Below are 23095 nucleotides of genomic sequence, written 5' to 3' on the forward strand. Positions count from 1 at the left end.
TCGCAACACGGAAGGTCGCGCATGTCACACCCTATTTATCTGTCCAGCTCCTCCCTGCCCCGGATGCCGGAAGGCAGCCGCAACGAATGGCGCAGCTTCTTCGGCCATGGCGCCGAGCTGGAGGCCAATGCGTTCTTCCCGCTGTTCTGGCGGGCGCTCTTCAGCACCAGCGACATCCGGTACGCGCGCTTCATCGACGAATACGACATGGACGACGAAGCCTCGGCCGTCGACCGGGAGGAATGCATGGACGATTTCGGCGCCGACGCAACCTATCCCTACCTCGTCGTTGAAAAAGCCGTGGCGGTTGCGCGGCTGGCGACACGGCGTGAAGCGATCCTCGGCGCTGTCGGAGAACGCTACCGCCCGATCTACGCGTCCTTTGAAGCACTGATTGCGCAGCACTTCGGGGACTACCTCCTGCTGCGCACCTCTGGCTTGCCAGATGCGGCCGACGCCGAGCCATGGCTGCGCGCCGATCTTGAGGACATCGACGGTCTCCGCGACGGCAAGGCGCGCGAAAGCCTGATGTCGGATCTTGCAAGGCACGATGTGGACCCGGTCTGGACCTTGAGCGGCATCGCGTCATCCAGCGATGGCGCGTGGCCCACGTCGGCGTTGCGAGAACACTTTCCCGACCCGCGACAAAAAAGGAAGGCCCGCAGACCACCGACACCACAGCAGATCGACGAGCACGATCGCGCATTCGCGGAACCCAAGGCGCACGCTGCCAAGAGCTGGCTCGACCCCGCCCTGGAATGGCTGGGCGCCTTCGTGGCTGCGGGTGCGGCCTTGGGCGCCTATTACTTCACCCAATCCACCTGGCTGGCCGTGCTGGCCTTTTTGTGCGTCGCCGTGGCATTGGGCTTTGGCATCGCGAAATTGCGCGCCCCGAGGCGCTGACCATGCGGGCAGCGGGCCGTCGGTTTCGCGATGCGAACTTGCGCGTCGATCCACTCACGGACAGCCGTTGCCGGCATCAGTCACGCTCTTCGTAGTAGCGCTGGTGCTGCTCACGCTCCCATTGGCGGCGACGCCATTCACGGCGCTCCGCGCGGCGCTCTTCCCAGCGTTGCGCGCGACGCTCCTCCCAACGAGATCCAGGCTCGTAGTAGACAGGTGCCGGCACGGAGTAGACCGGCTGGGCAGGCTGGTAGTAGGTCGGGGCCGGCCTCGAGTAGACCGGCGCCGGCTCGTAATAGACCGGTGCGGGCTCGCTCACGACCACGCCGGGCAAGTTGACGCCAATGGACCAACTGGTGGCCGCATTGGCCGATGCGGCGGTGAACAAGGCGCCGGCAGCCACGAGACCTGCGGCACCCAGCTTGAGAGCGGTTCGGGAAAAAGTCATTTCATCTCCTGGAGGGCAAGAAATCGCCCTGATGCATCACCAACGCCTGGCCTTGCGGCACCGCGTACATCGCCACGGTGAAGAACGTTCCCAAATGTCACATTCCCAACTGGCCGGGCGGGGGCCGGCAGCCCCCTGCGTGCAGGCGGTCGGCACCACGTCCGGCAACGCGGCCGTCGGGCTGCCGCTACATCGCGCGGAACAGGTGCCCGAACGCACGGCTGACCTTGAGCGATCGCGCCAGGCCCCGCACGGACAGGCTGTAGCGCCCGTTCTCGTCGCGGGTGGCGCTTTCGATGCAGTGGGTGTTGACGAGCACGCCGCGATGCACCTGCGTGAAGTCGGCGGCGTCGATGCGCGAGACCAGATCGCGCAGGCTCATGCGCACCAACGCCTCGCCCTGGGCCGTGACGACATTCACGTACTTCTCGGCGGTTTCCAGACAGATCACCTCCGAGACCGGAATCATCCGCACGGTGTTGCCGACGCCGGCGCGGATGACCTTGATCTTTTCAGGCGCGTCGGCCGGGTCCGTGATCGACTGAACGCGCTGCATCAGGGCTGCCATGCCACCGGCAACCGGTGTGTGCGCGCGCTCGTGCAACCGTTGCTTCAGACGTTGCACGCAGACCTGCAGGCGTTCGAGCGTCGCCGGCTTGAGCATGTAGTCCATTGCCGCATGCTCGAACGCCGAGATCGCGAAGTTGTCGTACGCGGTGATGAAGACGAAGAGCGGTTCGGCCTGATCGTCGGGCCACTCGTCCGCGACGGCCTCGGCAACTTCCAGGCCTGTTTTTCCCGGCATCTTGATGTCCAGGAACATCACATCGGGCGCCAGGGTCTGGGCCAGTTCGATCGCCTTCAGGCCATCTTCGGCGACGCCCACGATGTTCAGCTCGGGCCAGGCTTCGAACAGCAACCGCTGCAGTGTTCTCGACAGCACCGGTTCATCTTCGGCAATCACGGCACGCCACGCGTTCACGAGGGAATCCTCACGACCGCGCGAACGCCGCATGGCGATCGCGCTTGCAGAGTCAGGGACGCGCGCAGGCCATAGAGGGCCTGCAGGCGGTCACGCACATTCTTCAGTCCGGAGCCGCAGACCTCGCCGGCCTGGTCATCACTCGAAGCGAAATGGTGCGGCGACAAGCCCAGGCCGGAATCGTCTACCGCGACCTCAATGCCGCCCTCGATCGACCGCGCCAGCACGTCGATGCTTCCTGCGCCCAACTTCGGTTCCAGGCCGTGCCTGATCGCGTTCTCGACCAGCGGCTGCAACAGCATCGGCGGGACGGCGATTCGCGCCAGTTCGGCGGGCAGGTCGAGCCGGTAGGCCAGCCTGGGCCCCATGCGCAAGGACATGATGTCGAGGTACGCCCTCAGCTGGGCGAACTCCGACTGCAGCGTCGTCACTTCGTCGCGCGACGCGGCATGCGTGCTGCGCAGGTAGACGATCAGCTGGTCGATCATGCGCTCGGCCTGTCGCGGGTCCTCGCTGACGAGCGAGCGCAGGTTCGCCAGCGTGTTGAACAGCATGTGAGGCTCGAGTTGCGCGCGAAGCAGCCTCAGTTCCGATTCGGTGGCGAGGCGCTGGGCGTCGGACCGCGCGATCGCCTCCTTGGCAAGCTGGTCACGCGTCGCAGCAACGTAGAGGACGAACACGGCCAGCACCAGGCCGAATGCGAACGCCACCATGTAGTCGCTTTCATGCCCCACGACGCGGCCGATCGGTTCGCCCAGGATCAGGAGCGCGACCAGGTGCCCCCCGAAGTACCCCGTCGGGATGGCGATCACGCCGATCAGAAGCCAACGGGGCAGCGCCTGCATTCGCCGCAGCCGCCTGGAGCGGCCCAGCACCGCGATGCACGCGATGAACACCATGCCGACGCATCCGACGAAGACGAACAGGCGCGCCGGCGACCCGAGCGCAGGCGCGGCCCAGAAGAGCAGCCCGGTCGCGATCGCGCACAGCAGGAACGCGCCGGCCGTCAGCCGCGCTGCGCCAAGCCAGCGGGCGGGAAGGGAGGAGTCAACACGGATCACGGGCGGCAGTCGGCTGCATGCATCGCGGCACTGTAGAGGTTGGCAGGCCATGCCGCTACTGATCAGAGGCCCGTGGGGGCGAGTTTGTCCTCGAGCCGTCGTTTTAGTGGACCGAACGGCGACCGCTCAATGCCGCCTCACGACCGTTGGCACCCTCCGCCGGGCGTTTGGGCGCCAAACCGGATGCACGCCTGGCAGCGGCGGCCGACAGTGCGTGCCTCACCACTCGGGAGTCCCCATGCAACGATCTTCTTTTTCTCTTTCGAACACGCTGCTCTGCGCCGCGGCCGCCGTCTGTGCAGCCCTCGTCACGACGAACGCACAGGCCTTCGACGGCATCGTGGAAAAGCAGGTGTTCACCCTGCCCGCCTACACGACCGTGAACGGCCAGGCCATCAAGGGCGTGCGCATTGGCTATGAAACCTATGGCCGCCTGAATGCGGCGCGAGACAACGTGATCCTCATCAACCACTTCATCACCGGCACCTCGCACGCCGCCGGGCGGTATGCCGCGAGCGACGCCGCGCCGGGGTACTGGGACACGATCATCGGCGCCGGCCTGCCGATCGACACCGATCGGTTCTTCGTCATCGCGACCGACGCGTTATCCAACCCGAATCGCGCATCGGCCACCGTCATCAGCACCGGCCCCGCCAGCATCGACGCCGCCACCGGCAAACCGTATGGCCCGCGCTTCCCGGTGCTGGCGGCGCGGGACACGGTGGAGGTGCAGAAGGCCCTGCTCGATTCGTTGGGCATTCGAACCCTCTACGCCGTGGCGGGCGCGTCGGCCGGCGCCTGGATGTCGGTGGAATGGGCCTCGGCCTACCCGGAGCGCGTGCAGCGCCTGGTGTCCATCGTGGGACCTGGCGTCGACAGCCCGGCCTACGCCATCGCCAAGATGAGCTCGTGGGGCGCGGCCGTAAAGCTGGACCCGAACTGGGCCAACGGCGACTACCATGGCAAGGCCGAGCCGCTGGCAGGCATGACGCAGGCCATGCGGCTGGTCACGCTCGACGCGCTCAGTTTCGCCTGGGCCGACAAGGCCTTCGGCCAGAAGTGGGCCGACCCGGGCAAGAACCCCGGCGAAGCGGCCGCGAACCAGTTTGCGGTCGATGCCACCCTCGAGAAGATCGGCGAAGCGCGTGCCAAGGGCATGGACGCGAACAGCTGGCTGTACACGCTGAAGGCCTTGCAGCTGCCCAGCGCCAAACCCGACCGCATCAAGGCCAGGTCGCTGTTCGTGGGCATCAGCTCGGACCAGATCTTTCCGCCGCTCCTGTCGAAACGCGCCGTGGAGATCCTCAAGGCGCAAGGCACGCCGGCAGAGTATGTCGAGATGAACAGTCCCAATGGCCATGCCGATGCACTGGGCGCCACCATCGGTCAGGCCGGGCCGGCGATTGCGTCGCTCTTGGCGAAGTAGGCATGCGGTGAGGGGCTGCGCCCCTCGATGGCGGGCTCGCCCGGCGCTAAACTGCGGCTCCTTTTTCAGGAGACCCGCCATGACCCGATTGCTCGTGCGCAGCTTCGGCGTTTCGCTCGATGGCTTTGCCGCCGGCCCGGACCAGAGCCTGGCGCATCCGCTGGGCGTTCGCGGCCCGGAACTCATGGACTGGTTCGTTCCCACACGCGTCTGGCAGCAGATGCAAAAGACGGGCGAGGCCAACGGCGAGACCGGCGTCGACAACGAGATGGCCGAACAGGGCTTCGCCGAGATGGGGGCCTGGATCCTCGGGCGCAACATGTTCGGCCCGGTGCGCGGCCCCTGGCCCGATGACAGCTGGAAAGGCTGGTGGGGTGACGAGCCCCCGTACCACGTGCCGGTCTTCGTGCTGACCCACCATGCCCGCGCGCCCCTGACGATGCAGGGCGGCACCACCTTCCACTTCGTCACCGGCGGCATCCACGAGGCGCTGGCGCAGGCAAAGGCGGCCGCGGGTGCGCGCGACGTGCGCGTGGGCGGCGGCGCGGCGACCGTGCGCGAATATCTGAAGGCCGGGCTCATCGACGAACTTCACCTGGCCGTGCGACCGGTGCTGATGGGAAAGGGCGAGCCGCTGTTCGCAGGCCTGGATCTGCCCGCACTGGGCTACCGCTGCGAGCGGCAGGTCGCAGGCGAGCGCGCCACGCACATGTTCCTGCGCCGCAACGCAGCTTGACGTCAGCAAGGCAGCCCTCGCTCGCTCGATCGATCGACGGCTTCTGGCCAGATGCCGAACCGCGAGAATGCAGCCCACACCGTACAGAGGAGCTCGCCTTGACCACCGTCGCCATCACCCCCGCCATCCACGTCAGCAACAACAACGGCTTTGTCCTGTTCGGCGGCGTCAACGTCCTCGAGTCGAAAGACATGGCCCTGCGTGCTGCAGAAGAATACGTCCGCGTCACGCAAAAGCTCGGCATCCCCTACGTCTTCAAGGCCAGTTTCGACAAGGCGAACCGCTCGTCGATCCACTCCTACCGGGGCCCCGGCATGGAAGAGGGCCTGAAGATCTTCGAGGCCGTCAAGGCGGCGTTCGGCGTTCCCGTGCTCACCGACGTGCACGAGCCATGGCAGGCGAAACCCGTTGCCGAAGTGGTCGACGTTCTGCAGCTGCCTGCGTTCCTCGCCCGCCAGACCGACCTGGTCGTCGCGATGGCCCAGACAGGCAAGGTCATCAACGTCAAGAAGCCCCAGTTCCTGAGCCCGACGCAGGTGCTCAACATCGTCGAGAAGATCAAGGAAGCGGGCACCTCCCCCGTCATCCTGTGCGACCGCGGCACCTGCTTCGGCTACGACAACCTCGTGGTCGACATGCTCGGCTTCGGCACCATGAAGAAGGTCACGGGGAACCTGCCCGTCATCTTCGACGTGACCCATGCGCTGCAGCAACGCGAGGCGAACGCCGTCGCTTCTGGTGGGCGACGCGAGCAAGTGGCCGAGCTGGCGCGTGCGGGCCTGGCGGTGGGCCTGGCGGGTCTTTTTCTTGAAGCGCATCCCGACCCGGCGCAGGCCAAGTGCGACGGTCCCAGCGCGCTGCCGCTGGACCAGCTGGAGCCGTTCCTCACGCAGTTGAAGGCGTTGGACGACCTGGTGAAGTCGTTCGCGCCGCTGCACATCCGCGCCTGAACGCCTGACGCTGTTTCTAGCGTCGCGGTGTGCGGCGCTTCTCCCGATGCCGCATGGCATCCCGACGCGATGTCAACGTCCGGGACGTGCGGCCAGCTGGCGATCCAGCGCTTCGCGCGCCCTGCGGGCCGCCCCCGCGCCGACGCGGTCTGCAAGAACCTGGGTCAGCTGGTTCAGCTGGGCCGCGGTGATGCCCAGGTTCATGCTGATGCTCATGTGGGACTGGAGCTGCGACTCGGCACCCGCAAGCGCCGACAGCATCCCGACCGTCGCCAGCTCACGACTCGGCCAGTCGAGGTTGTCTCGCTCGAACACATCGCCGAAGAGGTGCGTCTTCAGGTACTCGTCGATGGCCGGCGCGAAATCGAACAACGCGCCCTTGACGGGCTGCCCCACGAGCTTCGTCTGGTTGGCCGTGCCGGCTGCCCGCAGCGCCGCGCCTGTCGGAATGGGGCGCGAGGGCAGCGCCCCCTGCGTGTCCAGGACGCCGCGCTGCTGGCGCGCCTGCACGACCTTCATCAGTTCGCCCAGCGCATTGAGGCTGCGCGGGAACCCCGCATAGGCGTACACCTGCACGAGGATCTCTTTCGCCTCGTTGACCGCGAGGCCTGCATCGAGTCCATGCTCGAGCGCGGTGTTCAAACGGGCGATGTCGCCAGCCGCTGCGAACGCTGCAATGGGAATGATGGATTGCTGGCGCTGCGAAAGCGGCTCGGTGGCGGTGCGCGTGGCGTTCATGTACGTGGACTCCGGGGACCCTGTGCCGGCGTGGCACGCGGCGGCAGCCAGGAACAGGGCGAAGGCCAGGGCCAATGCCCCGCCCTTGTCCTGGCTAGCGTTGGTTGTATTGCGCATCGGTGACCTTCTCCATCCATTCGACGTTCTTTCCGCCCACGGTGCCGGTGACGGCCAGGTGAACCAATGCCGTGAAAGGCGCGGCGCCGTGCCAGTGCTTGACGCCCGGAGGGCACCAGACGACATCGCCGGGGCGGATCTCCTGCACGGGCTTGCCCCACTCCTGGGTCAGGCCGACACCCGACTGGACCACCAGGCGCTGTCCCGCCGGATGGGTGTGCCACGCGGAGCGGGCGCCGGGTTCGAAGGTCACGAGGCCGCCGGAGGCATTGAGGGTGTCGGTGGCGGGCCACACCGGGTCGACACGCACGCGGCCGGTGAAATATTCGGCAGGCCCGACGGCGGAGGGTTGGCTTCCGGCCCTGGCGATCTGCTGGGCCGCGGCCGGCGCTGATGCAGGTTCGGCGCCTGCGCCGATGGCGTTCAAGGCTGCGAGGTAAAGCGCCGCCTTCAAGGGTCGGATGCACATGGGGGTCAGCTCCTGGTCGTCGATGAAAAGAAGTGCGTCGCCGCTGTCGGGGCGACGCGATGAAGCAACTTTATGGACCCGGTGCTTGATTGAGAAGACTGCAAAATCGGGATGCTTATGTGAACAGGGCTCACCAATGGCAAAGGAAAACCTGAACGACCTCCAGGCCTTCGTCGTCGTCGCGCGCGAACGCAGCTTCACCCGTGCCGCCGCCCAGATGGGCGTGTCGCGCTCGGCGCTCAGCCACTCGATGCTGGCGCTGGAGGCCCGTCTGGGCGTGCGCCTGCTGACGCGCACCACGCGCAGCGTCTCGGTGACCGACGCGGGTGCCCGGCTCCTGCATACGCTGGCGCCGCGCCTGAAGGACATCGAGCGGGAACTCGAATCGCTCAGCGCGATGCGCGACAAGCCGGCCGGCACGGTGCGCATCACCACGCACGACCACGCGATTGCCACCGTGCTGTGGCCCCGGCTCATGCCGCTGCTCAAGCAGTACCCTGACATCGAGGTGGAGTTCAGCGTCGACTACGGCTTCACCGACATCGCAGCCGAACGCTTCGATGCCGGCGTGCGGGTGGGCAACCGCGTCGACAAGGACATGGTGGCGGTGCCGATTGCACCGGCATTGAGGATGGCGGTGGCGGCTTCTCCCGATTACCTCGCGGGCAAGTCCATTCCCCGGAAGCCCGAAGACCTGACGGCGCATCGCTGCGTGAACCTTCGGCTTCCCACGCACGGCGGTCTGTACGCATGGGACTTCGAGAAAGGAAAGAAGCAGGTCAGCGTGCGGGTGCAAGGCCAGACGGTGTTCAACAACACCTTCCTGATGCTGCGCGCGGCACTGGACGGCATGGGCTTCGCGTACGTGCCTTTCGACATCATGGAACAGCACATCCAGGAGGGGCGGCTGGTTCCGGTGCTGCAGGACTGGTGGCCGACCTTCCCGGGCTATCACCTGTACTACGCCAACCGCCGCCATCTGTCCCCCGCGCTCGCGCTGGTCATCGAAGCGCTGCGATACCGGGCGCCACCGCCCCGGCGCGCTTAGGGCTTGGAGAACCCGATCCGCACGCTGCCGCCGCCGAGTGCCTGTGCCAGGCCTGAGGCGTCGTCCACGCGGCCGAGGCGGGTGTACGCGTAGGGCGAGTCGAAGGTCTTGTAGAACACGACCAGCGTTCGCGGTCCGTACAGCATCAGATCGCCGCTTCTGATCGTGCCGGGACGGATCTCGTTCGTCGGCAGCGATCGCGGCAACGCCGCATGCTTCTCGTTGCTGTGGAGGTCCGGCATGTCGATCGAGAGCGGCAGCATCGCGGCGAAGGCGCGGGCTGCCTCGGTGTCGGCCAGGGTGATGGCGAAGCGACGTTCGCCGACGGTCATCCACATGTGTGATTCCTCCGTTTGAACAGGTGCCGCCGGGGCGGCGCCAGATGTCCCGAGCATGAGCAGACCGCACCACAGGACGATCGTGTGCCGCCGTCTCATGTCGCTTGCCGCGCTTGCGAACGCGCCGCCAGCCAGGCGAGGAAGGCGCCCAGCAGCAGCACGGCGGCACTCGCGATGAAGGTACTCTGGTAGCCCGTCGCATCGAACAGCAGACCGCCCACGGTCGATCCCAGTGCAATGGCCAACTGGATCACCGCCACCATCAGCCCGCCGCCGGCTTCGGCGTCGTGCGGCATGGCCTCGGCAATCCAGCTCCACCAACCGACCGGCGCGGCCGTCGCCAGCAGGCCCCACACGCCCAACAGCGCCACGATGGCCAGGACCCGCGCGCCGAAGGGAATGAGCGTCACCGCGATCACCGCCATCAGGATCGGAATCGTGATCAGCGTCTTGTACAGGCCGCGCTTGAGCACCGCGCCGATCAGTGCCGTGCCGACAAACCCCGCCACGCCGATCACGAGCAGGATGAGCGACAGCGTCGACACGTTCACGTGCGTCACCGTTTCGAGGAACGGCCGCACGTAAGTGAACAACGCGAACTGGCCCATGAAGAAGGCGCTGCATGCCGCCATGCCCAAGGCGACGGGGCGGCGCTTCAGCACCTTGAACACATGGCCCGAACCCGGAGCGCCGCCCTGAACCCTCATGGCCGGCAGGCTAATCCACTGCCAGCCCCCGGCGATCACCGCCACCGGGACCAGGCAGAAGAAGGCGCCGCGCCACCCCATGACCGAACCGAGATAGCTGCCCAGTGGCGCGGCGATCACGGTGGCCAGTGCGTTGCCGCCGTTGAAGATGGCCAGGGCGCGTGGCACCTCGCGGGACGGCACGAGCCGCATCGCCGTGGCGGCCGACATCGACCAGAAGCCGCCGATGACCACGCCGATGAGCGCACGGCCGCCCATGTAGACCGGGTAGCTCGGCGCCGCCGCGACCACCGCGCCGGAGACGGCCATCAGCGCGGTCAATCCCAGCAGCAAGGTCTTGCGGTCCATGCCTGCGGCGAGCCTCGATACCGAAAGGCTGGCCAGCACCGCGAACGCCCCGGAGATCGCGATGCCCTGCCCGGCCATGCCCTGGCTGACATGGAGATCGGCCGCGATCGGCGTCAGCAGACTGACGGGCATGAACTCCGAGGCGATCAGCGCGAACACGCACAGCGACATCGCGAACACGCCACTCCAATTTGCGGCGGTCGCGGCCGTGGGACAACTTCGCCGGTCGACGGATTCGGACAGCTGCGCCGTCACAACGCCCCCGTCTGCGCCAGGTGCCGGCCGAAGAACGAACTCAGCTTGTCCCACGGAATGAGGTTCACGCGGTCGTAGAGATCGACGTGCCCCGCGCCCCGCACCCACACCAGTTCCTTCGGTTCCGCGGCGCGCCGGTAGGCGTCTTCGCTGAACTCCTTGGAATGCGCCTGGTCGCCGCTGATGAACAGCAGCGGACGCGGCGAGATCGTCTCGATGTCATTGAACGGATAGAAGTTCATGAACTTGACGTTGCTGGCGACCGTCGGCTTCGTGGTTCTTTGGGGCGATGCGCCAGCAGGCGTGAACTCGCCGCGCGGCGTGCGGTAGAAATCGTAGAACTCGCGCTGTATCGGATGCGTGCCTGCCGTCAGCGCCAGATCGGTGCCGCCCGCGACAGCGATTTCGCCGCCCTGGAACTCCACATAGCGCTGCTCGGCGGCCGCGACGATGCTGGCCTTGCGCTGCGCCAGCGTCTGTGACTTTTGGAGCGCATGGCGGTTGACGGCACCCATGTCGTACATGCTCACCGTGGCAATCGCCTTCATGCGCGGATCGATCTTGGCCGCACTGATCACGAAGCTGCCGCTGCCGCAGATGCCGATTGCGCCGATGCGGTGCCGGTCCACGAACGACTGCGTCCCCAAGAAATCGACCGCCGCGCTGAACGCTTCGGCATACATCTCCGGCGACACGAGGTTGCGAGGCCCGTCGCTCTCGCCCCAGCCCGGCAGATCGATGGCGAGCGTGACGAAGCCCTGTTCGGCCATCTTGGTCGCGTAGAGGTTCGCGCTTTGCTCCTTCACGGCCCCCATCGGGTGGCTCACAACGAGCGCCGGGTGGGCCTTGCTGCGGTCGAAGGTTTTGGGAACGAAGAGGTTGCCCACCACGTTCATCTGGTACTGGTTCTTGAAGGTGACCTTCTGCAGCGTCACCTTGTCGCTCTTGTAGAAATTGTCTGCGCCGTTGGACACGTCGGGGCTCGCTTTCATGTTCGCCGCCAAAGCGGCATGGCCTGTGATCGACATGAGGCCCAGCGCCGCCGCGCCGGTGCCCGCCTGCCTCAGGAACTCACGCCGCGGGGCCGCCTGGCTGCGCGTGGTGTCTGCGGCGTGTTCGGGGTTGAAGGCGTTGCTCATGGTTCGATCTGTGGTGGTGAGGGGTGGGAACCAGCGGCCAGGGAGGCCGCCGGCGGGATCTCTTGCCCTGAATGTTCGGCCCCGGCGGTCGTTCTGACTAGCTAATGAATTCTTAAAAGCTATATAAGTCAGACTAATCAATCCCGATGGGAGACTGCCCGCATGGTCAAACGCAATCTGAACGATCTCCTGTACTTCGTGACCGTGGCGCGCGAACGCAGCTTCACGCGCGCCGCCTCGCTGCTGGGTGTCACGCAATCGGCCCTCAGTCAGGCCATCAGCGGCCTGGAAGCGCGGCTGGAGATCCGCCTGCTCACGCGCACCACGCGCAGCGTGTCGCCCACGGCCGCCGGCGAACGGCTGCTGAACGCCATCGGCCATCGCTTCGACGAGATCGACGCCGAACTGGATGAGCTGACGCAAATGCGCGACAAGCCAGCGGGCACGGTGCGCATCACGTGCGGCGAACACATCCTTCGCACCACGCTGCTGCCCAAGCTCACGCCCTTGCTGCGCGACTATCCCGACATCAAGGTCGAGTTCGACGTCAACTACGGATTCCGCGACATCGTGGCCGACCGCTTCGACGCGGGCGTGCGTCTGGGCGACACCATCGACAAGGACATGATTGCGGTGCCGATCGGGCCGCAACTGCGCATGGCGGTGGCGGCCTCTCCTGCCTACTTCAAGGCCCATGCGCCGCCAAAGACGCCACGCGATCTGCTGACGCACAACTGCATCAACATGCGCATGCAGACCGCGGGAGGGCTGTGGGTCTGGGACTTCGAGCGACGCGGCAAGCCGTTGAACGTGCGGGTCGATGGGCAGCTCACCTTCAACACGTCGCCCAGCATGGTGGATGCCGCGTTGGCCGGGCTGGGCATCGCCTTCCTGCCCGAAGATGAATTCGCACCGCACCTCGGCAAGGGCCAGCTGGTGCGGGTGCTGGAAGACTGGTGCCCTCCGTTCCCGGGCTACTACCTGTATTACCCGAGCCGCCGGCAGCCCTCGCACGCGTTCTCGCTGGTGCTCAACGCGCTGCGCTTCTTGCCTCCAGGTGCAGGCGGCTAGTCAACGGCAAGGGCGGGTGGCGAGGTTGACCTGGAACGCCTGAGCAAGACGTCGCGGCTCAGGCGGCCTTCCGCCTTTTCTGCGCAGACCTGGGCGCCTCGCTGCGCGCCAGCCACAGCCCGCTCGCAATGATCAACGCGCCGCCGCCCAGCGTCCATGCATCGGGCGCGGCCTGCCAGAACACCCAGTCCAGCACGAGCGCCCACGCGAGGGCGCTGTATTCGAAGGGCGCGATGGCCGCGGCCTGGCCGTGGCGGAAGGCCTCGGCGATGGCCAGCTGGCCCAGAAAGCCGCTGACGGCCAAGCCTGCCAGCACCCACGTGTGCTCGGCCTGGAGGGGCACCCATTGCGGTGCCGCCAGCAGGCTCCCGCCGAGCGCCATGCCCGCGGTGGTCCAGAAGACCAGCGCGGTGCTCGGTTCGGTGCGGCTGATGAGCCGGCCCAGCATGTTCGACAGCGCATAGCAGACGGCGGCCACCAGAATCGCCACGGCGCCCGTCGAGAGAAAGGCGCCCTGCTCGGGCCGCAATGCGATCACGACACCGGCGAAGCCCAGCCCGATGGCAATCCAGTGGCGCGGAAGAATCGACTCGCCCAGCAGCGGCACGGCGATGAGCACCATCAGCAGCGGCGCGATGAACGTGAGGGTGTAGGCCTCGGCCAGGCCCAGGGACTTCAAGCCGTGCACGAAGAGCACGAGCATCGTCATGTTCAACCCAGTGCGCAGCAGGTGCAAAGGCCATCGCAGCCGGCGGTTGAAGACACCGGCCGCCTCGCGCCGCCAGGCGATGTACAGGCACACCAACGGCAGCGCCGTGAGGCCGCGCAGCGCCATGACCTGCACCGGCGGGTAGTGCCCGGCCAGGTTCTTGAGCAGCGCATCCATGCAGGCGAAGAAGGCGCAAGCCAACAGCATCGCGGCGATGCCGCGCAGGGTTCCGGTCGGGTGCATGGTGACGTTGTCTCGCGGCAGTGGCCGGCAGAGACGGGGCTTGTTCTTGACCGCCAAGCATAGGCCCTGCGAACGCCTGGTGCTGCATGGGCCACCGTCGTGACGCAAGTCACCACGGTCGCCCCTTCCACCCTTACAGGTAGTTGAAGAGCGAAATGCTGTTCAACCGCGCAAACGTCATCTGCGTCGCCTGCAGCGACGACTGCCGCTGATAGAAATCCGAGATCGCGGCGTACGGATCGAGATCCTCGATCGACGACAGATAACTTTCTTCCTGCAGCTTGTTCATCGCACCCGCACTGTCGAGCGCCTCCAGCTCGACCTGGCGCGAGCCCACCGACGACAGCACGGTGAGCACGTTGTCGTGCGCGTTCGTGACCTTCACGTTGGCGGTGCTCAACGCATTGCGCAGTTGCGCCTGAGCCGCGGCGCCGCCGCCGTTGAGCGGTGCGCGCAGCGCGGTCACCAGCTCGCCCAGGGCCGCGAAGATGTCGGTGCCGGCGTTCTGCGCGGTCGACACGTCGAAGCTGTCGCCGTTGGCCGGCGTTCCGCTGATCGCAATCTGCACGCCGCCGAACGTGATCGGACTTCCCGCGGTGAACGTGCCGCTCGCGGCCACGACCGGCGGCGTGTCCTTGGTCATCACCGTGTAGTCGGTGCCGGTGAAGCGGATGGTGAAATCACGGCCGTAGTTCGGGGCGGTGGCATCGGTGGTGCTCACCGCGCCGAACACGCCCGAGCCGGTGTTGGCGGGCGCGCCCGAGGCCACGTAGCCCGCGCCGCCCTGCACCGTCTGAAAGATGCTGCGGCCGTCGTCCGAGGTCGACATCTGGCGCGCCACGTCGATCTGCATCAGCCGCTCGCCCTGGTCGCCCACGTACTGCACGCCGCCGCCGTCGGCCATCACGAAGGGCGGGCTGCCGCTCTTGAAGCCGGCGAACAGGTACTGCCCATTGCCGTTGTCGCTGTTGGCCACGCCCACGAGCTGCTCCAGGCTGCTCTGGATGGCGGTGGCGAGGGAGCCGCGGTCGGCGTCCGACAGGCCGCCACCGCCGGCCTGCACGACCAGCGTCTTCACGTGCTGCAGGATCGACGTCACGAAGTCGAGCGCGTTCTCCTCGGTCGACAGCGCCAGCGCCGCGCGTTGGCGGCTGGTGGCGAACTGGGCGCCCTCCGCCAGCGTCTGGCTCACGCCGAGCGCACGCGCCGCACCCACCGGGTCGTCGCCGGCCGACAAGAACTTGGAGTTGGTCGCCAGCTGCTGCTGGACCCTGAACAGCTTCTGCTGCTGCAGGCCCATCGACTGCAGGCTCTGTTCAAAGAAGGATTGGGTGCTGATGCGCATCGCGGGTCCTGGAATCTGTGCGTGGGAGGTGGGGCTCAGTTGCTGATGCCGAGGATGGCGTCGAACATCGCCGAGGCGGTCTGGATCACCTTGGCGTTGGCCTGGTACATCTGCTGGAACATCAGCAGGTTGCCGGTTTCCTCGTCCTGGTTGACGCCGGAAATCGCGCGCTGGCTGGCCTTGATCTGGCCGGTCACGCTGTCTTGCGTGGTGGCGGCGACCTTGATCGACATGGCGCGGTTGCCGACGTCGCTCACCAGCTGCGAGTAGGCGCCGTTGAAGGTCGCGGTGCCGTTCGACATGGTGGTCTTGCGCTGCAGCGCGCCCAGCAGCAGCGCGTTGCCGCCATCGGAGACGCCGCCCGTGTTCTTGCCGAGGGTGAAGGTGTCGCCTTGCGCGGGCGCGCCGGTCATGCTCACGGTGATGCCGTCGAAGCTCATCTTCGCGCCCGCCGTGTACGGCACGGGCGTGCCGGCCGGGTAGCTGGTGGCGGTGCCGTCGGCGCGCGTGACGGTCACGGCCGAGCCGGCCGGAAAGCCCGACAGCGTGCCGGTGCCCGCATTGAAGCTCAGCGTGACGTTGCCGGCCAGCGGCGAGCCCGGGTAGGCGGCGTCGACCGTGGCCGCGCCCAGCGCGCCGCTGCCCTTGTTGCCCGCGGTGTTGCCGGTGATCACGGGCGATGCGGCGGCCACCTTGGCGGGGTCGCGCACCAGCACGTCGAGGTCGCGCGCGCCGGTGCGCATGGGCTGCACCAGGAACGAATCGCCGGCCTGCGCCGTGCCGCTCGCGGCCGTGAGGCTCACACCGTCGAAGCTGATCGGGAAGGTCGTGAAGCTGCCCATCGGCGTCTTGTCCGAAAGCCGCGTGACCGTGTAGGTGAGCGTGCCCGCCACGTCGGTGACGCTCACGTTGTAGTCGCTGGTCGTGAGCTTCGACGCATCGCTCAGCGTGGCGCCGAATTCGAGGTTGCCGGTGTTGCCCGCATTGGCGATCGTGCCCGGCACGGCCTGCGAGAAGAAGTTCTGGCCCAGCACGCCGTTCAGGTCCACGCCCAGTTTGTGCTGCGCATTCACCGCGTCGGCCACCGACATGGCGAGCCGGCCGATGGCGTTCTGTGTGGGAATCAGCGTGTCCTTGCGAAAGGCCAGGAGGCCGCCGAGCACACCGCCGGTGAAGGCGCTGTCGTCGAGCTCGACGGTGTTGCCGGCAAAGCCCGACAGGGCCACCACCTGGCGCGTCGGGTCCGACGACGACGCCATCGCCGCCATCTTCGACGCATGGTCGCCCACCACCAGCGACTGGCCGGTGGCGATGAACACGTTGTACTTGCCGTCGTCCTGTTGCAGCACGCGCACGTCGACCACCTGGCTCAGCTCGCTCACGAGTTGGTCGCGCTGGTCGAGCAGGTCGTTCGGCGCCTGGCCGCCGGCCACGGCGCTCATCTGGCTGATCTGCTGGTTCAGACTGGCGATCTTGGCGGCGTAGGTGTTGATCTGGCTCACGCTGCCCACGATCTGCTCGTTGACCGAGGTGTTCAGGTCCGACAGGTACTGGTCGGTTGCGCGGAACTTGCTGGCCAGCGACTGCGCCGCGCTGATCATCTGCTGGCGCGCGGCCGGGTCGGCCGGCGTGTTGGCCACGCCCTGCACGCTGGTGAAGAAGCTCTGCATCAGCGGCGCAATGCCCGAGGTCTTGTCGGCCAGCAGCGTGTCGATGCGGTTGACCTGCACGCCGTTGGTGGCCAGCGCGGCCGACTGCGACTGCGCGGTGGCCAGCTGCGCCGTGAGGTAGCGGTCGTAGCTGCGCGCCACGGTCGTCACGTTGGCGCCCGAACCGATGAAGCCCGAGCCGCTGGCAATGCCGCCGGCCGTGGCGATCTGCGCGATCTGGCGGCTGTAGCCGGCCGTGTACACGTTGGCGGTGTTGTGGGCCGTGGTCATCAGCGCGGTGCGGGCGACCGCGAGGCCGCTCAGACCTGTGTAGAACATGCTTCCGGACATAAGGCTTTACCTGTCAAAGGGGTGTGTGGGAGCGGCATCGCGCGCGATGCCTCCCCGTAGTTATCGGCAGCGCGCGCCCGAAGTTGAGGGCGCACACATTCATGCCGTCTTTCTCAGAACTCCGACCAGTCGCCCTTGGCGTCGCCGGCCATCGCGAGCTGTGGTGTGCCAGTCGGTTCCCGGCGCGTGGGCAGCGCCTTGGCGCGCGGCTTGGGCGTCGGCTTCGGCGGCTTGGGAATCGGCGTGATGCGCGTGAAGCTGGCGCGGGTCGTAGCGACCGCGTTCGCGTCGAGCTTGAAGACGCTCACGGCCTGCACGAGGCTGCCGGCCTGCTCCTGCAGCGACTGCGCCGCGGCCGACGCTTCCTCGACCAGCGCTGCGTTCTGCTGCGTCACCTGGTCCATCTGCGTGATCGCCTGGTTGATCTGCTCGATGCCCGAGGTCTGTTCCTGGCTCGCCGCCGTGATCTCGCCCATGATGTCCGTCACGCGCTTCACGCTGCCCACGATCTCTTCCATCGTGCGGCCCGCCTCGGCGACTTGCTTGCTGCCTTCTTCGACCTTCTCCACCGAGTCGCCGATCAGCGTCTTGATTTCCTTGGCGGCTGCGGCAGAGCGTTGTGCGAGGCTGCGGACTTCCGAAGCCACGACCGCAAAGCCTCGGCCTTGCTCGCCGGCGCGTGCCGCTTCCACAGCAGCATTCAACGCAAGGATGTTGGTCTGGAAAGCGATGCCGTCGATCACGCCGATGATGTCCACGATCTTCTTGGACGAGGCGTTGATCGAACCCATCGTGTCCACGACCTGCGACACCACAGCGCCGCCCTTGACGGCGACTTCCGAAGCGGAGACGGCCAGCTGATTCGCCTGCCGCGCGTTGTCCGCGTTCTGCTTCACCGTCGAGGTCAGCTCTTCCATCGATGCCGCCGTCTGCTCCAGCGAGCTGGCTTGCTCTTCGGTGCGCGACGACAGGTCCTGGTTGCCCGAAGCGATCTGCCCCGATGCCGTGGCGATCGTCTCCGTGCCCGTGCGCACCTCGCCCACCACCTTCGCCAGATTGGTGTTCATGTCCTTCAACGCCTGCATCAGCTGGCCCGTCTCGTCGCGGCTGTCCACGCGGATGTTCGCGCTCAGGTCGCCGGCGGCCACGGTCTCGGCCACGCCGACGGCCTTGGCCAGCGGGCGCACGATGCTGCGCGAGATGAAGAACGCGAACAGGCCGCCCAACAGCACCGTGAGCGCCGTCAGCAGCAGCCGCAGGTTGAAGCTCTTCGCATTCGCCGCGTCGATGGCGTGGCTCATGTCGTCGATGGCGCGGCGTTCGATGGCCAGCAGTTCGAGCACGCGGTTTTCATACGCCTTGGCGGCCGGCTGGAACGACAGCTGGTAGGCACGCACGGTCTCGACCGTGTTGCCGCTGGCCTTGGCGCGGGTCACGTCGTCCTTGGAGGCCTGGTACTTGGCGCGCAGCTCGACGATCGACTTGTAGGTCGCCTTCTCTTCGTCGGTGACCAGCAGCGCCTCGACCTTGGCCATGGTCTCGGTGCCCTTCTTCACGCTCTCGGAGATCACGTCGGCGAACAGCATCGGCAGCGCCTCGTCGGTGGTGCGCGCGATCATCGAAGTGCGCGCAATGGCCGAGTAGGTCAGCACGTACCAGTCGGAAATGAGCCGCTCCTTGGCCAGCGGGCTCTGCATCATGATGCGCGTGGCTTCGGCGTTCTTGTGCGCGGACATCAGCCCCACGGCGCTGGAGATGATCGACAGCCCCAGCACGATGCCGAAGGCGAGGGTCAGGCGGGTGCCGATGCGAAGGTTCGAAAAGAATGTCATGGGGTGGTCCTCAAACGGTGGCGGCGGATTCGATGAGGCCCATCTCTTCGCTGGACATCAGCCGGTCGATTTCCACCAGGATCAGCATGCGTTCATCCAGCGTGCCCAGGCCGATCAGGTAGTCGGTGTCGAGCACCGAGCCCATCTCGGGCGCCGGCTTGATCTGCTCGGCCGTGAGCGTGATCACATCCGACACGCTGTCCACCACCATGCCCACCACGCGGCCCGAGATGTTCAGCACGATCACCACCGTGAACTGGTCGTAGGTGGGTGCGCCCAGCTCGAACTTGATGCGCATGTCGATGATCGGCACGATGATGCCGCGCAGGTTGACCACGCCCTTGATGTAGTCGGGCGCGTTCGCGATGCGCGTCACGGCGTCGTAGCCACGCAGCTCCTGCACCTTCTGGATGTCGATGCCGTATTCCTCGTCGCCAAGCTTGAAGGTCACGACCTCCAGGCGGTTGGCCGCGGCGGATGCGGACGGCGATGTGTTGTCTCTGGTGTGGTTCAGCATGTGTTCTTCTCCTCGTTCAATACGCATCCCGGACGCCGGCACCCTCGCCCGCCCCGGTCCTGAATACCCCTGCGGCCCGGACCAGGCCCTCGGCCTGTTCCTGCAGCGACTGCGCCGTGGCCGTGGCCTCTTCGACCAGCGCGGCGTTCTGCTGTGTCACCTGGTCCATCTGCGCGATGGCCTGGTTGATCTGCTCGATGCCCGAGGTCTGCTCCTGGCTCGCCGTGGTGATCTCGCCCATGATGTCGGTCACGCGCTTCACGCTGCCGACGATCTCCTGCATGGTCCGGCCGGCCTCGGCCACCTGCTTGCTGCCCGCCTCGACCTTCTCCACCGAGTCGCCGATGAGGGTCTTGATTTCTTTCGCGGCAGCCGCCGAGCGCTGCGCGAGGCTGCGCACCTCCGACGCGACCACCGCAAAGCCCTTGCCCTGCTCGCCCGCGCGCGCGGCTTCCACGGCCGCGTTCAGCGCGAGGATGTTGGTCTGGAACGCGATGCCGTCGATCACGCCGATGATGTCGACGATCTTTTTCGACGAGGCGTTGATCGAGCCCATCGTGTCCACGACCTGCGACACCACGGCGCCGCCCTTCACCGCCACTTCGGAGGCGGAGACAGCCAGCTGGTTCGCCTGCAGTGCGTTGTCCGCGTTCTGCTTCACGGTCGAGGTCAGCTCTTCCATCGATGCGGCCGTCTGTTCGAGCGAGCTGGCCTGCTGCTCGGTGCGCGACGACAGGTCCTGGTTGCCCGAGGCGATCTGGCTCGACGCCGACATCACGCCCGCCACGTTCGCGCCGACGTCCGCGACGATCGCGAAGAGGTTGGCGCTCATCTGGTTCAGCGCGCGCAGCAGCCCCGCGATCTCGTCGCCGGGTCGCACCGTGAAACGCACGAGGTCACCACCCGCGATGGTCCGCGCGACCTCGATGGCGTCATCGAGCGGACGGAAGACCGTGCGCCCGAGGAACGCACCGAGGCTCAGCCACGCCAGTGCGGCACCAAGGCTGCCCGCTGCCACGGCGTTGGGCAGCCAGCTGTGCGCGCCGGACGCGGCCACCAGGCGGGACGCTTCCATCCAGCCCATCGCGCCCAGGCCCGCTGACAGCGCAGCCGCCGCGACCGTCACGCCGAACACACGCCGCCGCACGGGGATGCGCCGCAGCCGCGCCAGCGGACGCACCCAGCCGCTGCGCACCACCTCGCCCTGCAACAGTTCGAGACCCTTGGCCTCGCCCTCGCGCATGCGGCGGTAGAGCGCATCGGCGGCCAAAACGTCCTCGCGCGCGGGACGGCTGCGCACGGACATGTAGCCCTCCACGCGGCCCTGGTGGCGAATCGGCGTGACGTTGGCGAGCACCCAGTAGAAGTCGCCGTTCTTGCGCCGGTTCTTGATGAGGCCGGTCCAGGGCAGGCCCTGGTCCAAGGTGCGCCACAGGTCGGCGAAGGCCTCGGGCGGCACGTCGGGGTGGCGCACGATGTTGTGCGCCTTGCCCAGCAGTTCGGCGGCCGCGAAGCCGCTGGCCGCGACGAAGGCCGGGTTGACGTAGGTGATGCGGCCCTTGAGGTCGGTGCGGGACACCAGGGCCTCTTCCTTCGACAGTTCGTATTCGATGTCGGTGACGGGCAGATTGACACGCATGGCCGGTGTGTCGCCTTAAGCCAGCGCCAAGGCGTTGCTGCGGCCGTGGCCGCCGCCGCCGAGGCGGAACACGCCGACGACCTGCGACAGGCTGCCCGCCTGCTCCTGCAGCGACTGCGCCGCTGCCGACGCTTCTTCGACCAGCGCCGCGTTCTGCTGCGTCACCTGGTCCATCTGCGTGATCGCCTGGTTGATCTGCTCGATGCCCGAGGTCTGCTCCTGGCTCGCCGCCGTGATCTCGCCCATGATGTCCGTCACGCGCTTCACGCTGCCCACGATCTCTTCCATCGTGCGGCCGGCTTCTGCGACCTGCTTGCTGCCCTCTTCGACCTTTTCTACCGAGTCGCCGATGAGGGTCTTGATTTCCTTGGCGGCTGCGGCGGAGCGTTGAGCGAGGCTGCGAACTTCAGAAGCAACCACCGCAAAGCCTCGGCCCTGCTCGCCGGCGCGTGCGGCTTCAACAGCCGCGTTCAACGCCAGGATGTTGGTCTGGAACGCGATGCCATCGATCACGCCGATGATGTCGACGATCTTCTTGGACGATGCGTTGATCGAGCCCATCGTGTCCACCACCTGCGACACGACCGCGCCGCCCTTGACAGCGACCTCGGATGCAGAGACAGCCAGCTGGTTCGCCTGCCGCGCGTTGTCCGCGTTCTGCTTCACCGTCGAGGTCAACTCTTCCATCGATGCCGCCGTCTGCTCCAGCGAGCTGGCTTGCTCTTCGGTGCGCGACGACAGATCCTGGTTGCCCGACGCGATCTGCCCCGATGCCGTGGCGATCGTCTCTGTGCCCGTGCGCACTTCACCCACCACCTTGGCGAGATTCGCGTTCATGTCCTTCAGCGCCTGCATCAGCTGGCCCGTCTCGTCGCGGCTCTCCACGCGAATGTTCGCGCTCAGGTCTCCTGCCGCCACCGTCTCGGCCACTTCGAGCGCATGGCCCAGCGGACGCACGATGCCCAGCGTGAGGCGCCAGGCGAACAGCGCGCCCAGCACCAGGGCGATGGCCGACAGCGCGAGCAGCGTGGTGCGGCCTTCGGTGTGGTCGGCCGCGATGCCCTTGGCGGCAGCGTCGATCTTCTCGCGCTGGTGGTTGGCCAGGCTCTCGACGGCGTTGGCATAGACGGAGAGCGCCGCGCTGAACTTGGTGTCGACCAGCACATTGGCTTCGTCGAGCTTCTTCTCGTCCTTCAGCTTGTTGAGCGTGCCCACGGTCTCGAGCACGACGACGCGCGCCGCGACCACCGCGGCATAGAGCGCTTTTTCTTCCGGGCTGGCGAGCATCGCCTCCAGCTGCTTCTGCGCCGGCGTGATGCGCGCCGAACCGGCCGCCTGGAGCTTGGCGAAATAGGCCGCGATCTCGGGATCGGTGGTCTTCACCATCGCGTAGTTGGCGACGGTGTTCGACTTGAGCAGGCTGAGCCATTCGGTCGCCAGGCGCTCCTTGACCAGCGCGCCCTGCACCATCTCGTCGGTCGCCTGGCCCACGTTCGTGAGGCGCAGCACGCCGGTGCCTGCAATGAACGCCATCAGCAGCAGCAACGCCGCGAAGCCGAGCCCGAGGCGGGTGCCGATTTTCAGATCCTTCAAACTCATTGCGCTTTTCTTCCTTCAATAACGGGGAGCGGTGGCCGCATCGCGCGGCGGGCCACCGGCATGACATGGCTTCATGTCGGGGCGGCCTGCGCCACCCCGTCTCCCTGTTATCGGCAGCGCGGCGCCAGACTTGAGTCTTTTTTCTAAAGTTCGGTGCAAATCGGAACGCGGGCGCATGCGTTTCTGTCAGGCGTCGGTGGCGTTGACGTGCTGGAACACCCGGTCCAGTCGCTCGGCGACCTTGGCGTCGTGGCGGCTCGCACGGGCCCGCGCATGCGCTGCGAGGCCCGCGAGGCCAAGGCCGGTCAGGCAGGCCGCACCCGCGAGCGCCCACACGGCATGGAGTGCCCAGGCGCATCCGGTGCCGACATGGAAGCCGAGGAAGACCGCGACCGCCAGCAGCAGGAGCAATGCGGCGAAGCCCATGCCGACGCGGCGCACGGCTTTCGGATGGAAATGCGTGGACACGGGGCGT

At 66.9% G+C, this 23095-nt stretch carries 22 protein-coding genes; 6 read left to right on the top strand and 16 right to left on the bottom strand.

Annotated features, from left to right (window positions below):
- Positions 1-63 precede the first annotated feature (63 nt).
- Positions 64-903 (top strand): hypothetical protein, encoded by an 840-nt coding sequence (locus IG196_RS23155; protein WP_192193180.1) that lies wholly within the window; start codon positions 64-66, stop codon positions 901-903.
- A 76-nt stretch (positions 904-979) separates the two neighbouring features.
- On the opposite strand, the gene IG196_RS23160 is transcribed toward IG196_RS23155, so the two are convergent.
- From IG196_RS23160 to IG196_RS23170, 3 genes are all read right to left on the bottom strand, one after another.
- The gene (locus IG196_RS23160; protein ID WP_101489190.1) at positions 980-1351 is read right to left on the bottom strand and encodes a hypothetical protein; all 372 of its coding nucleotides are present in this window, start codon (positions 1349-1351) and stop codon (positions 980-982) included.
- Positions 1352-1538: 187 nt separating this feature from the next.
- Complete coding sequence (locus IG196_RS23165; protein WP_192193181.1) at positions 1539-2366, bottom strand: LytR/AlgR family response regulator transcription factor; 828 nt, start codon at positions 2364-2366, stop codon at positions 1539-1541.
- Entirely contained in the window at positions 2330-3394 is a 1065-nt protein-coding gene (locus IG196_RS23170; RefSeq protein ID WP_192193182.1) for a sensor histidine kinase, read from the bottom strand. Before IG196_RS23170 ends, IG196_RS23165 begins: the two co-directional genes overlap by 37 nt.
- 238 nt (positions 3395-3632) lie before the next feature.
- Here IG196_RS23170 and IG196_RS23175 point away from each other — a divergent pair, with 238 nt between their 5' ends.
- The 3 genes from IG196_RS23175 to kdsA all read left to right on the top strand — a co-directional run bounded on the left by IG196_RS23175 (position 3633) and on the right by kdsA (position 6506).
- Entirely contained in the window at positions 3633-4820 is a 1188-nt protein-coding gene (locus IG196_RS23175) for an alpha/beta fold hydrolase (protein WP_192193183.1), read from the top strand.
- Between the two features lie 79 nt (positions 4821-4899).
- Positions 4900-5556 carry a dihydrofolate reductase family protein gene (locus IG196_RS23180; RefSeq protein ID WP_192193184.1) on the top strand — a complete coding sequence of 219 codons (657 nt, stop codon included), beginning with the start codon at positions 4900-4902 and terminating at the stop codon, positions 5554-5556.
- 98 nt (positions 5557-5654) lie between these two features.
- Positions 5655-6506 (top strand): 3-deoxy-8-phosphooctulonate synthase, encoded by an 852-nt coding sequence (gene kdsA / locus IG196_RS23185; protein ID WP_192193185.1) that lies wholly within the window; start codon positions 5655-5657, stop codon positions 6504-6506.
- Between the two features lie 72 nt (positions 6507-6578).
- Here the strand turns inward: kdsA and IG196_RS23190 are convergent, their stop codons facing one another.
- Both IG196_RS23190 and IG196_RS23195 read right to left on the bottom strand, forming a co-directional pair.
- Positions 6579-7244, bottom strand: a complete 666-nt coding sequence (locus tag IG196_RS23190; RefSeq protein ID WP_192197122.1) for a carboxymuconolactone decarboxylase family protein — start codon at positions 7242-7244, stop codon at positions 6579-6581.
- A gap of 94 nt (positions 7245-7338) precedes the next feature.
- Positions 7339-7830 (bottom strand): cupin domain-containing protein, encoded by a 492-nt coding sequence (locus tag IG196_RS23195; RefSeq protein ID WP_192193186.1) that lies wholly within the window; start codon positions 7828-7830, stop codon positions 7339-7341.
- Between the two features lie 136 nt (positions 7831-7966).
- On the opposite strand from IG196_RS23195, the gene IG196_RS23200 reads away from it, so the two are divergent.
- Positions 7967-8878, top strand: a complete 912-nt coding sequence (locus IG196_RS23200; protein WP_192193187.1) for a LysR family transcriptional regulator — start codon at positions 7967-7969, stop codon at positions 8876-8878.
- Here the strand turns inward: IG196_RS23200 and IG196_RS23205 are convergent.
- The 3 genes from IG196_RS23205 to IG196_RS23215 form a co-directional block, all read right to left on the bottom strand.
- Positions 8875-9216, bottom strand: coding sequence for a cyclophilin-like fold protein (locus IG196_RS23205; protein WP_192193188.1), 342 nt, complete (start codon positions 9214-9216; stop codon positions 8875-8877). The two genes, IG196_RS23200 and IG196_RS23205, sit on opposite strands and share 4 nt — an antisense overlap.
- A 95-nt stretch (positions 9217-9311) precedes the next feature.
- Positions 9312-10442 carry an MFS transporter gene (locus IG196_RS23210; protein WP_192197123.1) on the bottom strand — a complete coding sequence of 377 codons (1131 nt, stop codon included), beginning with the start codon at positions 10440-10442 and terminating at the stop codon, positions 9312-9314.
- Between the two features lie 80 nt (positions 10443-10522).
- Complete coding sequence (locus IG196_RS23215; protein WP_192197124.1) at positions 10523-11554, bottom strand: alpha/beta hydrolase; 1032 nt, start codon at positions 11552-11554, stop codon at positions 10523-10525.
- Positions 11555-11827: 273 nt separating this feature from the next.
- On the opposite strand from IG196_RS23215, the gene IG196_RS23220 reads away from it, so the two are divergent.
- The gene (locus IG196_RS23220; RefSeq protein ID WP_192193189.1) at positions 11828-12736 is read left to right on the top strand and encodes a LysR family transcriptional regulator; all 909 of its coding nucleotides are present in this window, start codon (positions 11828-11830) and stop codon (positions 12734-12736) included.
- 58 nt (positions 12737-12794) lie between these two features.
- Here the strand turns inward: IG196_RS23220 and IG196_RS23225 are convergent, their stop codons facing one another.
- From IG196_RS23225 to IG196_RS23260, 8 genes are all read right to left on the bottom strand, one after another.
- The gene (locus IG196_RS23225) at positions 12795-13688 is read right to left on the bottom strand and encodes a DMT family transporter (protein WP_101489179.1); all 894 of its coding nucleotides are present in this window, start codon (positions 13686-13688) and stop codon (positions 12795-12797) included.
- A 133-nt stretch (positions 13689-13821) separates the two neighbouring features.
- Positions 13822-15033 carry a flagellar hook-associated protein FlgL gene (flgL, locus tag IG196_RS23230; RefSeq protein WP_192193190.1) on the bottom strand — a complete coding sequence of 404 codons (1212 nt, stop codon included), beginning with the start codon at positions 15031-15033 and terminating at the stop codon, positions 13822-13824.
- A gap of 35 nt (positions 15034-15068) precedes the next feature.
- Entirely contained in the window at positions 15069-17021 is a 1953-nt protein-coding gene (flgK, locus tag IG196_RS23235) for a flagellar hook-associated protein FlgK (RefSeq protein ID WP_263864221.1), read from the bottom strand.
- 125 nt (positions 17022-17146) lie between these two features.
- On the bottom strand, positions 17147-18865 hold the full coding sequence (locus tag IG196_RS23240) for a methyl-accepting chemotaxis protein (protein ID WP_192193192.1): 1719 nt from the start codon (positions 18863-18865) through the stop codon (positions 17147-17149).
- A 10-nt stretch (positions 18866-18875) separates the two neighbouring features.
- Positions 18876-19382 (bottom strand): chemotaxis protein CheW, encoded by a 507-nt coding sequence (locus IG196_RS23245; protein ID WP_192193193.1) that lies wholly within the window; start codon positions 19380-19382, stop codon positions 18876-18878.
- A gap of 16 nt (positions 19383-19398) precedes the next feature.
- Complete coding sequence (locus tag IG196_RS23250) at positions 19399-21021, bottom strand: methyl-accepting chemotaxis protein (protein WP_192193194.1); 1623 nt, start codon at positions 21019-21021, stop codon at positions 19399-19401.
- A gap of 15 nt (positions 21022-21036) precedes the next feature.
- The gene (locus tag IG196_RS23255; protein ID WP_192193195.1) at positions 21037-22620 is read right to left on the bottom strand and encodes a methyl-accepting chemotaxis protein; all 1584 of its coding nucleotides are present in this window, start codon (positions 22618-22620) and stop codon (positions 21037-21039) included.
- Between the two features lie 186 nt (positions 22621-22806).
- A complete protein-coding gene (locus IG196_RS23260; protein ID WP_192193196.1) occupies positions 22807-23088 on the bottom strand; it encodes a hypothetical protein in 282 nt (93 codons plus the stop codon).
- Positions 23089-23095 lie beyond the last annotated feature (7 nt).

This window comes from Variovorax sp. 38R (assembly GCF_014843395.1).
Lineage (GTDB): Bacteria > Pseudomonadota > Gammaproteobacteria > Burkholderiales > Burkholderiaceae_C > Variovorax > Variovorax paradoxus_H.

Excerpts from the sequence above, each read along its gene's own strand:
- IG196_RS23160 (WP_101489190.1), bottom strand. The coding sequence starts at position 1,351 with ATGACTTTTTCCCGAACCGCTCTCAAGCTGGGTGCCGCAGGTCTCGTG.
- IG196_RS23210 (WP_192197123.1), bottom strand. The coding sequence starts at position 10,442 with ATGTCGCTGTGCGTGTTCGCGCTGATCGCCTCGGAGTTCATGCCCGTC.
- IG196_RS23165 (WP_192193181.1), bottom strand. The coding sequence starts at position 2,366 with ATGCGGCGTTCGCGCGGTCGTGAGGATTCCCTCGTGAACGCGTGGCGT.
- flgL (WP_192193190.1), bottom strand. The coding sequence starts at position 15,033 with ATGCGCATCAGCACCCAATCCTTCTTTGAACAGAGCCTGCAGTCGATG.
- IG196_RS23240 (WP_192193192.1), bottom strand. The coding sequence starts at position 18,865 with ATGACATTCTTTTCGAACCTTCGCATCGGCACCCGCCTGACCCTCGCC.
- IG196_RS23205 (WP_192193188.1), bottom strand. The coding sequence starts at position 9,216 with ATGTGGATGACCGTCGGCGAACGTCGCTTCGCCATCACCCTGGCCGAC.
- IG196_RS23215 (WP_192197124.1), bottom strand. The coding sequence starts at position 11,554 with ATGTCGATCACAGGCCATGCCGCTTTGGCGGCGAACATGAAAGCGAGC.
- IG196_RS23255 (WP_192193195.1), bottom strand. The coding sequence starts at position 22,620 with ATGAGTTTGAAGGATCTGAAAATCGGCACCCGCCTCGGGCTCGGCTTC.
- IG196_RS23195 (WP_192193186.1), bottom strand. The coding sequence starts at position 7,830 with ATGTGCATCCGACCCTTGAAGGCGGCGCTTTACCTCGCAGCCTTGAAC.
- IG196_RS23245 (WP_192193193.1), bottom strand. The coding sequence starts at position 19,382 with ATGCTGAACCACACCAGAGACAACACATCGCCGTCCGCATCCGCCGCG.
- IG196_RS23250 (WP_192193194.1), bottom strand. The coding sequence starts at position 21,021 with ATGCGTGTCAATCTGCCCGTCACCGACATCGAATACGAACTGTCGAAG.
- IG196_RS23220 (WP_192193189.1), top strand. The coding sequence starts at position 11,828 with ATGGTCAAACGCAATCTGAACGATCTCCTGTACTTCGTGACCGTGGCG.
- IG196_RS23200 (WP_192193187.1), top strand. The coding sequence starts at position 7,967 with ATGGCAAAGGAAAACCTGAACGACCTCCAGGCCTTCGTCGTCGTCGCG.
- flgK (WP_263864221.1), bottom strand. The coding sequence starts at position 17,021 with ATGTTCTACACAGGTCTGAGCGGCCTCGCGGTCGCCCGCACCGCGCTG.
- IG196_RS23175 (WP_192193183.1), top strand. The coding sequence starts at position 3,633 with ATGCAACGATCTTCTTTTTCTCTTTCGAACACGCTGCTCTGCGCCGCG.
- IG196_RS23225 (WP_101489179.1), bottom strand. The coding sequence starts at position 13,688 with ATGCACCCGACCGGAACCCTGCGCGGCATCGCCGCGATGCTGTTGGCT.
- IG196_RS23190 (WP_192197122.1), bottom strand. The coding sequence starts at position 7,244 with ATGAACGCCACGCGCACCGCCACCGAGCCGCTTTCGCAGCGCCAGCAA.
- IG196_RS23155 (WP_192193180.1), top strand. The coding sequence starts at position 64 with ATGCCGGAAGGCAGCCGCAACGAATGGCGCAGCTTCTTCGGCCATGGC.
- IG196_RS23180 (WP_192193184.1), top strand. The coding sequence starts at position 4,900 with ATGACCCGATTGCTCGTGCGCAGCTTCGGCGTTTCGCTCGATGGCTTT.